Genomic DNA, 7,147 nt, shown 5'->3' with positions numbered 1-7,147 from the left:
GCCACCCCGTCGACAAGGTCGAACTCATCCTGATGGGCGGGACGATGACCGCGCGCTCCCACGACTATCAGGAGTGGTTCGTCAAACGGGCCCTCGAAGCGATGAACGACTACGACCTCGATTCGGAGCCGAATCCGAGCGAAACGGAGTCGTTCAAACCGGCCCCCGAGGAAACGGAGTTCCGGTATCTGGAAGACGTCATCGCCGAAAACGAGACCAACGAAATTCGGAACATCGGCACCACCTTCGAGACCAAGCCCGACTGGTGTGACCCCGAGCAGATCGACCGGATGCTCGATCTGGGCGGCACGAAGGTCGAGGTCGGCGTCCAGACGACCTACGAGCGGGTCAACCGCGAGATGCACCGGGGCCACGGCGTGCAGGCCAGCCTCGACGCCAACCGCCGACTCCGGGATTCCGCCTTCAAGGTCGGCTTCCATATGATGCCCGGCCAGCCCGGCATGTCCAAGGAGATGTGCCTGCAGGACTTCCGGGAGATATTCGAGAACTCCGATTGGCGGCCCGACTACCTGAAGATCTACCCGACGCTCGTCGTCCGCGATACCATCACCTACGACATGTGGCGCCGCGACGAGTACCAGCCCCTCCAGAACGAGGAAGCGGCGGAACTCATCGCCGAGATCAAATCGATGATTCCGCGCTATACGCGCCTCCAGCGCGTCCAGCGAGACATCCCGGCGGACTTCATCGACGCCGGCGTCTGGAAGTCCAACCTCCGGCAGTTGGCCCGAAAGCGGATGGACGAACACGGCTGGACGTGCGACTGTATCCGCTGTCGCGAGGTCGGCATGAACGACGAGAAACCGGAGAACGTCGAGATGGACGTCATGACCTACGAGGCCGCCGGCGGGACGGAACACTTCATCTCCTTCGAGGACTTCGAGAAGGACCTGCTGGTCGGCTTCTGTCGGCTCCGGTTCCCGAACGACCCCGTCCGTCGCGAACTCGACAACGCCGCCCTCATCCGGGAACTCCACGTCTACGGCAACGAGGTCGGCGTCGGCCAGCAGAGCGGCGAAGACAGCGAGGCGCTACGCGCCTCGAACGCGAGCGGCGACGCCGCGAGCGAATACCAGCACAAGGGCTACGGCCGGAAACTCCTGGAGAAGGCCGAGCACATGGCCGCCGACGCCGGCTTCGAGAAGTTGTCGGTCATCTCGGGCATCGGCGTCCGGGAGTACTACCGCGAGAAACTGGGCTACTATCAGGACGGCCCCTACGTCTCGACGCGTCTCTAAGCCGATTTTCTCATGTAACCGGAGCTTATCCGGTAATATGCCGTGAATAGTTATATACTGAGACGCCGTATTGAGTTCGACCGTAAAACGGTGTAATCATGTATCAACAACGTCCGGACGTCGTGTCGTCTCATCCCGCATACAACAGGGCCTTTTCGCGTCCCGAAGCGATATCGGAGTACCTCGACCGATGATCGAGGACTCGTTCAATTACTTGCGCGAGAGCGACGATGTCTTCACGACCGTCGTCGTCGGTGGGCTGTGTCTCCTGTTCTCGTTCCTGCTCGTTCCGGCGTTCCTCGCGTTAGGGTACGTCCTCCGAGTCATCGACCGGACCGCGGACGGTGATAACGAACCGCCGGTGTTCGATGACTACGGGGAGATGATCGTCGATGGCGCGAAGGCGTTCGTCATCCTATTCGCCTACGGCCTCGTTCCGGCGGTAGTGGCGCTCTTCGCCGTCGGCTTCGGTGGCGCTGGCATCGTCGGTGGTGATTCAACAGCGGCGCTCGGTGGCCTCGTCCTCGCGGTTGGGCTCCTCGCAGCGTTCGTTCTGAATCTCGCGGTCGCCTACGTGACCCCCGCGGCGCTGGCGAACTACACCGAGACCCGTCGCATCGGGTCGGGATTCGAGTTCGGCACGCTTCGCGACGTCGCCTTCGACCGCCGGTACGCGGAGGGTTGGCTGACCGCCTTCGCGATGATCCTTATCGGCGCCGTCATCGGCGGCCTCCTGAACGTCGTTCCGATCCTCGGCACCATCGTCGGCGCGTTCGTGTCGTTTTACTTCGTCGTCGCGGCGTACTACATCATCGGCCACACGTGGCGTGACGTTCGGTCCAGCGATCCGCGAGATCTCGAGACCGTCGGTGGCGGGACCGAAGCGTAATCCCTCGGTCCCCGCCGACGGGTTCCCGATTCGGAGTGCCGAACTCATTGGGTTGATACCGCCGGAAACCGTAGCACCCGTATGGCCCGCCCCGTCGGCGACGGCGTGTACCTCCTCGAGGTGAGTTGGCCGGAGCCGGTCGGCTCGAACGCCTACCTCGTCGACGACGGCGACGTGACGCTGGTAGATACCGGTCTACCGATTCCCCGACGCTCGCTCGCCGACGAACTCCGCGATGCTGGCTACAACGCCGCGGCCCTCGATCGAATCCTCCTTACCCACTACGACATCGACCACATCGGTGGGCTGTCCCGACTGGACACCGACGCCCCCGTCTACATCGGTGCGGCCGATGCCGACCTCGTTCGTCGCGAGTGGTCACCACCATGGCGGCACCACAAGGGTGCATTCCACCGAGTAACGCGTCGAATCTTCTCGCTTTCGAGCGTCGACCTACATCCCGTCGCCGACGGCGACACCGTCGGCGGCTTCCGGGCGCTTCACACGCCCGGCCACAATCCCGGCCACACCGTGTATCTGCACGAAGGCACCGGGGCCGCCTTCCTCGGCGACCTGGTGTGGGAGTCCGACGGGGGATTCGTCCCTCCGCCGTGGCTGGACTCCTATGACACCGACACCATCGCTGACAGTATCGCCCGCGTCGCCGAGGAATCCTTCGAGCACGCCTGTGTCGGCCACGGCCGACCCGTCACGCCCGATGCCGCGGCGGTCCTTCGGAAGTTGGCCACGGACCTCTGATACAGACCGTTTTTTGACGGACGAGAGCCTATTGGGGCTATGGATATCGCTGTAGTGGGCGCTGGGCCAGCGGGTGCGGGCGTCTGTTATGCACTTCGGGAGACCGACGCGACCGTGACCGTGTTCGAGAAATCCCGCGGTGTCTGTGGCCGAGCCGCGACCCGCCGAAACGGAGATCGACGATACGACCACGGCGCCAACTACGTCAAATCCGGAAGCGAGCGCGTCGACGAGATCGTCACCGAACGCCTCCCGACGGACGGGCTGGCCGACATCGAGGAACCGGTCTGGACGTTCGACGAATCCGGGACGATAACCGAGGGCGAGGACCGGGACGGCCGCAAGTGGACCTACGAGGAGGGCATCACCCAGGTCGCGAAGCGTCTCTTCGCCGAGACGGACGCGACGGTGGACCTGGAAACCCGCGTCGGACGACTCTCACACAGTGGCAGATGGCGGGTCATTGACGAGGAGGGCGAGGATTTGGGCACCTATGACGCCGTCGTATTGACACCGCCGGCGCCACAGACCGGCGACATCCTCGCGGCGACCGAATGGGCGGACTCCCCGCTGGTGGACCTGGAGGCTGTCCTCGAATCGGTCCCCTATCGATCCATCTACTCGGTTATCCTCGGCTACGACTTCGAAATCGAGACGCCGTGGTACGGCCTCGTCAACCCCGACCGCGAGCACGCCATCGGCTGGCTCTCCCGGGAGGAACTGAAACCCGGCCACGTTCCCGACGGCGAATCGCTGTTGGTCGTCCAGATGTCGCCCGACTGGACCGACGCCCGGTTCGACGACCCGAAATCCGAGGTCGTCGACGAGGCGGCCGCCCTGACCGCGGAACTCCTCGACGACCAGCGTCTCGCCGACCCCGAGTGGACCGACACCCAGCGGTGGCGCTACGCGCTCCCGAACGACGGTGTGGATACCGACCTTCTCCGTGAGGCCGAGGAAGACGGCCTCTATTTCGCTGGCGACTGGATGGTCGGCGACGGCCGCGTCCATCTGGCGCTCGAAAACGGGCTGGATGTCGGCGATAGACTCGCAAAAAACAGCGACTGAAACTTAGAGATCTTCGCTAGACCCGAGCGCACCGCCTTCCAGGCGTTCCTCGACTTCCTCTTCGAGTTTGTAGCGCTGGACCTTCTGAGTCGCACTGCGCGGGAGTTCGTCGATGAACCAGATCTGGCGCGGATGGGCGTAGGTGGCGACGTGGTCGAGGGTGAAATCCCGGAGTTCCTTCTCGGAGAGGTCCGCGCCTTCTTCGAGGACGACGAAGGCGACCGGTGCCTCGCCCTTGATCTCGTGGGGCGCGGCGACGACGGCGGCCTCGGCGACGTCGGGGTGCTCGTAGAGGGCGTCCTCGACTTCCGCGGGATAGATGTTCTCACCGCCGGCGATGATCATGTCGTCGGCGCGGTCGACCATCCAGAAGTAGCCGTCCTCGTCGACGCGGGCGATGTCCTCGGTGTAGAACCATCCGTCGTCGTCGAAGACCGCGCTGGTCTTCTCCGGGCGGTTGTAGTAGCCATCGAAGACCGTCGGCCCGTTGATGGCGATCTCGCCGGTAACCTGTTCCTCGTCGGTGAAATCGATGTCGTCGCTGGGATTTGGTTCGAGGTCGTCTGCCGAGACCCGCGTCTCCCGCGTCTCGGGGTCGACGAGCTTGAGGTCGATACCACGGAGTGCCGGGCCGATACAACCCGCCGACTTGCGGACGCCGCGGGAGGGTTCGACGGTGCCGGCCGGCCCGGTTTCGGTCATGCCCCAGCCTTCGGTCATCGGGACGCCCCACGCCTCTTCGATGGTGCGGCGGGTGTCGTCGGCCAGCGGCGCGGCCGCACAGATGACGTCCGTCAGCGACTCCATGTCGTAGGCGTCGGGGTCCTCCCTGTAGACCTGCCACATCATGTTGTAGAGGGCAGGGACGCCGGCGAAGTTGGTGACGTCGTTGTTCGAGATGGTCTGGAGGATCATATCGGGGTCCGGCCGCGGAATCATGTGCATCTTCGCGCCGTTGTAGAGGTAGGTGCCCTGAATGGCGTTGAGCGCATAGATGTGGAAGAGCGGGAGCACGAGGACGATACTGTCGTCGGGGTCTATCGGCAGGCCGCCCTTCGCGTAGGCCTCGATGGTCGAAAGCAGGTTCTTGTGGGTTAGGAGGACGCCTTTCGGCTTCCCCGTCGTCCCAGAGGTGTAGGGCTGGACCGCCACGTCCTCGAAGTCGCGGTCGACGGTGTCGAACTCGTCGGATGCCTCGGCGGTCGCCTGCGAGTAGTTGATGACACCGTCGTCGCTGACGCCGGAGACGTAGACGTTCGAGACGCCGGCACGGCCGGCGAGTTCCGTCGGGCCGATGATGCGGCCCTCCTCGGTATCCATCCCGCCGGCCAGAAGCGGCGAGCCGATCATGTGGTCGACGTCGCCGTCCTGCAGGACGAACTCCAGCGTGTTGGGGTCCATCCGGAGGTTGAGTGGTACCGGGATGGCGCCCGTTTTCAGCGTGCCGAAGTAGGCTTCGGGGAACTGGTCGGTGTTCGGAATATAAAGGCCGACCCGGTTGCCGGGTTCGACGCCGTTGTCGACGAGGACGTTCGCGACGCTGTTGGCTCTCGCCTCCAGTTCGTTGAACGACGTCTCCTGGCCCATAAACGAGAGCGCAGTCTTGTCGCCGTATCGGTAGGCAGCCATCGACGGAAGGTCCCCCATATGTTGCAGGGATTCGCCGTTATGGTGTTCCATGGTAGCATGCAGTACTCCGTAGGGTGCGTATTAAAGATTCGCCCGGTGAAATCCGGCACGTAGAGGGGGTTTCTCGGCGTTTATTTCGCAGGTGGCGTTCGGGGCCTCAGGCCTGCCCGGCGAGATAGCCGAGCGCGACCGTGAGGCCGACCCCCAACGTCAGCAGGCCGTAGTTGGCGATGGGATTCGAGGCCGTCGCCAGCGCGACCGAAAAGCGGCGACTCGACAGCGGCCACAGCAGCGGGACGCCGGAGGGCGTCAGTGCGTCCGCCAGCAGGTGCGAGCCGATAGCGACGACGCCGACGATGGCACCGAGACCTCCCGTCAACAGTGGGTCGGTGCCGAACTGTTCGGCGAGGGCCACGCTCACACCCGCGAGGGCGGCGGTGACGACGAGCAAGAACAGCAGGGTGTGGGTGATGCCGCGGTGGCTGATGCCCGGCACTCTTAGGTCGTAGTCAGGCACCCGCGAGAACGCGACGGCCCCGATGCCGCCGAGGACTGCAAGCCCGGGGTCGACCGACAACAGGAGATAGCCCACGGGAGCATAGCACAACAGCGCGGTCCCGTAGTGACCCGTTTTGTACATGGGTTATCACCCGCTTCGGGAGGGACACACCTGTATATGTCGGGTCCCTAACGCCCCTATGGTCGGAGCTATCGGTGATCTGGCCGGACTGATCTTCGAGACGTTCGGCCCCTTCGCGGTCCCCGTCGTCCTGTTCTTCCTCGGCGTCGCCTTCTATGCCGGCGTCGTCGTCTTCCACCGGTTGCGGGGCGACGAGGACTACTGGGCCCGAGAGTAACCGCTAAGTAGGGATTTTTGTCGGTGCCGCCCGATGACCGTTCCATGAACGACGATGCGATGGGCCGGTTCCCGGTCCCCGATATGGAAGAACTGCCAGAAGACATCCGCGAGCGGATCGAGGAGGAGACCGAGGAGGCCGGCTTCACGCCGAACGTCTTCCCGGGGTTCGCGTATAAGCCGAGTCACTTCCGTGCATTCTTCGCCTACCACGACGCCTTGGTCGACGACTCGGCGCTGGAACGGGAGGAGATCGAGATGCTCATCGTCACCGTTTCCGGCGTCAACGACTGCCTCTATTGTGTGGTCGCCCACGGCGCCCTGCTTCGGATCTTCGCCGGTGCACCGAAACTCGCCGACAAACTGGCGACGAACCATCGGTCGGCCGACCTTTCCGAACAGCACAAGGTGATGCTGGACTACGCCGAGAAACTCACCGAATCCCCGGGCAAGGTCGAGGATTCGGACTTCCAGCGACTCCGCGATGTCGGTTTCTCGACCGAGGAGATCTGGGATATCACGAGCGTCGTCTCCGTGTTCAACCTCTCGAACCGGATGGCGACGGCGGCGGACATACAGCCGAACGAGGAGTTCTACGACCTGGGGCGGTAGACAAGGTCGATAGCGCCCGGCTCACAGCCGGTCGAGATAGCCGTCGAAGACGCCCGCAGCACGCTCGTAGAAGGC

At 63.9% G+C, this 7,147-nt stretch carries 8 protein-coding genes; 6 read left to right on the top strand and 2 right to left on the bottom strand.

All coding sequences use genetic code 11. From position 1 onward, the window contains the following. The 4 genes from V5A53_RS11430 to V5A53_RS11415 form a co-directional block, all read left to right on the top strand. A partial coding sequence (locus tag V5A53_RS11430; protein ID WP_332313741.1) for a tRNA uridine(34) 5-carboxymethylaminomethyl modification radical SAM/GNAT enzyme Elp3 occupies nucleotides 1-1,259 on the top strand: 1,259 nt, incomplete at its 5' end. A gap of 190 nt (nucleotides 1,260-1,449) precedes the next feature. Then, a complete protein-coding gene (locus V5A53_RS11425) occupies nucleotides 1,450-2,148 on the top strand; it encodes a DUF4013 domain-containing protein (protein ID WP_332313740.1) in 699 nt (232 codons plus the stop codon). An 81-nt stretch (nucleotides 2,149-2,229) separates the two neighbouring features. Then, complete coding sequence (locus V5A53_RS11420) at nucleotides 2,230-2,907, top strand: MBL fold metallo-hydrolase (protein WP_332313739.1); 678 nt, start codon at nucleotides 2,230-2,232, stop codon at nucleotides 2,905-2,907. A gap of 39 nt (nucleotides 2,908-2,946) precedes the next feature. Then, nucleotides 2,947-3,975 (top strand): NAD(P)/FAD-dependent oxidoreductase, encoded by a 1,029-nt coding sequence (locus V5A53_RS11415; RefSeq protein ID WP_332313738.1) that lies wholly within the window; start codon nucleotides 2,947-2,949, stop codon nucleotides 3,973-3,975. Nucleotides 3,976-3,978: 3 nt separating this feature from the next. Here V5A53_RS11415 and V5A53_RS11410 read toward each other — a convergent pair whose 3' ends face one another. Together V5A53_RS11410 and V5A53_RS11405 are read right to left on the bottom strand one after the other, a co-directional pair. Continuing rightward, nucleotides 3,979-5,655 carry a class I adenylate-forming enzyme family protein gene (locus V5A53_RS11410; protein WP_332313737.1) on the bottom strand — a complete coding sequence of 559 codons (1,677 nt, stop codon included), beginning with the start codon at nucleotides 5,653-5,655 and terminating at the stop codon, nucleotides 3,979-3,981. Nucleotides 5,656-5,761: 106 nt separating this feature from the next. Beyond that, entirely contained in the window at nucleotides 5,762-6,244 is a 483-nt protein-coding gene (locus tag V5A53_RS11405) for a metal-dependent hydrolase (protein ID WP_332313736.1), read from the bottom strand. Nucleotides 6,245-6,302: 58 nt separating this feature from the next. Here V5A53_RS11405 and V5A53_RS11400 point away from each other — a divergent pair, with 58 nt between their 5' ends. Continuing rightward, the gene (locus tag V5A53_RS11400) at nucleotides 6,303-6,461 is read left to right on the top strand and encodes a hypothetical protein (RefSeq protein ID WP_332313735.1); all 159 of its coding nucleotides are present in this window, start codon (nucleotides 6,303-6,305) and stop codon (nucleotides 6,459-6,461) included. Nucleotides 6,462-6,505: 44 nt separating this feature from the next. Further along, nucleotides 6,506-7,072, top strand: a complete 567-nt coding sequence (locus V5A53_RS11395; RefSeq protein WP_332313734.1) for a peroxidase-related enzyme — start codon at nucleotides 6,506-6,508, stop codon at nucleotides 7,070-7,072. Nucleotides 7,073-7,147 lie beyond the last annotated feature (75 nt).

Source organism: Natronomonas sp. (assembly GCF_036625485.1).
GTDB lineage: Archaea > Halobacteriota > Halobacteria > Halobacteriales > Haloarculaceae > Natronomonas.
This window is presented reverse-complemented; position numbering and strand designations above follow the sequence as displayed.